General features: G+C 74.2%; 2 protein-coding genes and 2 pseudogenes. All 4 read right to left on the reverse strand.

What is annotated here, in order from left to right:
* Nucleotides 1-741, reverse strand: a pseudogene (locus E1258_RS35295) (hypothetical protein); the annotation flags it as partial.
* 94 nt (nt 742-835) lie between these two features.
* On the reverse strand, nt 836-1,840 hold the full coding sequence (locus tag E1258_RS31550; protein WP_132407508.1) for a glycine betaine ABC transporter substrate-binding protein: 1,005 nt from the start codon (nt 1,838-1,840) through the stop codon (nt 836-838).
* A gap of 175 nt (nt 1,841-2,015) precedes the next feature.
* Nucleotides 2,016-2,741, reverse strand: a complete 726-nt coding sequence (locus tag E1258_RS31555) for an ABC transporter permease (RefSeq protein WP_371688712.1) — start codon at nt 2,739-2,741, stop codon at nt 2,016-2,018.
* Between the two features lie 79 nt (nt 2,742-2,820).
* Nucleotides 2,821-2,990 (reverse strand): annotated as a pseudogene (locus E1258_RS31560) (ABC transporter permease); the annotation flags it as partial.

The following is a 2,990-nucleotide window of genomic DNA, read 5'->3' on the forward strand; positions in this document are numbered from 1 at the left end:
CACCCGGATGCCGTGCTCGGCCGGCCGGGCCGGCGCGCCGTACACGCCGGGCTGAGCCGGGCGGTCCCCGCCGCCGTACACGCCCGGCTGGGCTGGGCGATCCACGCCGTACACGCCGGGCTGAACCGGACGGTCCACGCCGTACACGCCCGGCTGAGCCGGACGGTCCGCGCCGTGACGCGGGGTCGGCTGAGGGCTGTGGGTCAGGGGCGCGTCGTCGGGATGGGCGGCCGGGGCGAACCGGCCGTCCGGGGCGTCGTCGGCGTCGCGGGGCCGGCCGGCGTCGTCGTACGTCTCGGCGACCGCGACCCGGGCCCGGCCCGCGCCCGCCGGCTCCGCAACCGGCGGCTCGGGGTCGGCGGCGATCCCGGCCGCCGCGGCGTCGAGCCGGCGACGCAGCGCCCCCACCTGGTCCTGTGCCCGCTGGGACGCGTCGAGCGCCTGGTTGCCGCGCTGAGCGGCGGCAACGATCTCGGCGCGCAACTCCCGGCGCAGCCGGTCCATCTCGTCCCGCAACTCCTCGGCCTCACCCTGGCCGCCGCCGTCGGCGCGCAGCGCGATCGACAGGCCGATCAACACCACGGCGAGGATCGCGAGCACGGCGGCGAAGCGCAGCGGCCCGTTACCGTCGGCGACCAGCAGGATCAGCGCCGCGACGGGAGCGAGCGCCACGCCGATCCAGAAGATCACGGACAGCGGTCGGGGCTCTCGCCTGTCGCTGACGGCAACCGAGGCGGGCATGGATGTGCAGCCTACCGAGTGTTCCGTTTGCTGGGAACGCCCTGAACAGCACCGGTCGCCGACGGCACGAGGCCGCCGGCGACCGGCGGGTGGGTCAACTGGCCGCGAGCGCCCCGTCGGAGGAGAGAACGAGACCGACGCTGGCGCTCCCCGTCTTCAGGGCGTTCTTGGTCTGCGGGCCTCCCGTGTCCAGCGAGCTGAACGAACCGGCCTTGAAGTCGTAGACCTCGACCAGGCCCGCCTGGCACTTCGGGCGCTGCGGGCACTCCGGCGGGCCGGCCAGCACGGTCGCGCTGCCGGAGCACTTGGCCGCCAGGTCGGTGAGCGTGCTCACCCCGTACTTGTCGGCGAACGCCTTGGTGACGGCGAACGCGTTCTGGTCCTGCGCGGCCGACGGCGCGCCGAAGGCGATGCCGGCCTTCTCGCCGGCGGCCTTGAGGGCGGCGACCGTCTTGTCCAGCTCGGGCGAGGAGACCGGCTGGGCATCCTTGCCGTTGGCCTTCGTGTTGAGGAACTCGGCCATGGTCGCCGCGTACTCCGGGACGACCTGGATCTTGCCCTTCTCCAGGGCCGGCTCGTACAGCTCCCGGTTGCCGATCTGCTGCACCTTGACCTGGTAACCGGCGGCGGTGAGCGCGATCCGGTAAAGCTCGGCGATGGTCTGGCTCTCGGTGAAGTTGCCGGCACCGATCACGATCGCGCCGCCCGCCCCCTTGGCGATGCCCTGGGTGACGTTGTTGGCCGCGGCGAACTCCTCGGCGGCGACCTTGCTGGTCTTGCGGTCGATGTCGACGGCCTTGTTGAGCGCGATCAGCTTCGGCGTGTCCAGCGCGGCGGAGACCTTGTCCAGCGCCGCGAGCAGCTCCGGGGTCGCCACCTTGGCGTTGACCGCCGGGATGACGTTGTCGGCGTTCTGGAGCTTCTTGTCGTCGGTGAGGACGACCAGCTGGTCACCGGCGACCGGGGCGCAGCCGGCCCCCGACGCGCCCTGCTGGGGAGCCTCGGTGCCGGAGGAACCGGCGTCCCCGCAGCCGGTGAGGAAACCGGCCGCCGCGAGGGCGCCCACCGCGCCGATGGCCAGCCGTGTACGTGCGCGCATCAAGCCCGCCTTCCGTGTCCCGGCGCGGCCCCGGGCCGGCCGCGTGTCCGACGGGCGATGCCGTGTCGTCGCCCGCGATCTTCTACCCAACATCCTGCCCGCCGGGACCGACAACCCGAGGCGCGGTTCGTCACCGGATCGTCACCATCCGGCGTACGAGGGGACGTCCGGCCGGTCAGTTCCCGGCGACGGCGTCAGCGGCCCGGCGGTCGGCCCGCCGCCGGGCCGGGCGCAGCGGGCGTGGGGTGACCAACCGCTCGACCACGGCCAGGACCAGCTCGACCAGCATCGCCAGCCCGGCCACCAGCAGCCCGCCCGCGATGATCTGCCCGCCGCCGGCTGCGATGTCCAGGCCGAAGCCGGCCCGGATGATCTGGCCGAGCCCACCGCCGTTGACGAACGAGGCCAGCGCGGCAGTCGCCACCACCTGCACCGCCGCGGTGCGGAAACCGGCCGCCAGGTACGGCACCGCCAGCGGCAACTCCACCTGGCGCAGCACCTGCCCGCCCGACAGCCCCATCCCGCGCGCCGCGTCCCGGGCCTCCGGGTCGGTCTGCCGCACCCCGGTGTACGCGTTGGCGAGCAGCGGCGGCACCGCGAAGACGGCCAGCGCCACCACCACGGCGGGCCGGCCGAAGCCGAGGAAGGTCAGCGGCAGGATGGTCAGCAGGGCCAGGGTGGGGATCGCCAGGGTGACGTTGGACACCAGCACGACGAGTCCGCCGCCCCGGCCGGTGTGCCCGAGCCACAGGCCGACCGGCCAGGCCACCAGGCAGCCGAGCAGCACGGCCGCCGCCGACATGCCGAGGTGCTCGCCGAGCCGGTCCAGGACACCGCCGGGGTTGGTCCAGTTCAGCGGGTCGTTGAGCCAGACCACCGCCTGCCCGACCGGGTTGCTCACCAGGCACCCCTGTCCTGGACGCTCGGCCGGCCCCGCACCGGTCCGGCGTCGGCCGACCAGACCGCGCCGACCCCGCCGTTCATCGGGACCGCCCGCGCAGCCACGGGGTGACCGCCCGGCCGAGCCCGGCCAGGAGCAGGTCCAGCACGAGGGCGAGCAGGACGCAGAGCAGCGTGCCGGTCATGATCTCGGCCTTGTAGAAGTTGTTCTGGAAGCCGGCGAAGATGAGCTGACCCAGCCCGCCCCGGC

The organism is Micromonospora sp. KC207 (assembly GCF_004348615.1).
Classification (GTDB): domain Bacteria; phylum Actinomycetota; class Actinomycetes; order Mycobacteriales; family Micromonosporaceae; genus Micromonospora.

Excerpts from the sequence above, each read along its gene's own strand:
- E1258_RS31550 (WP_132407508.1), bottom strand. The coding sequence starts at position 1,840 with ATGCGCGCACGTACACGGCTGGCCATCGGCGCGGTGGGCGCCCTCGCG.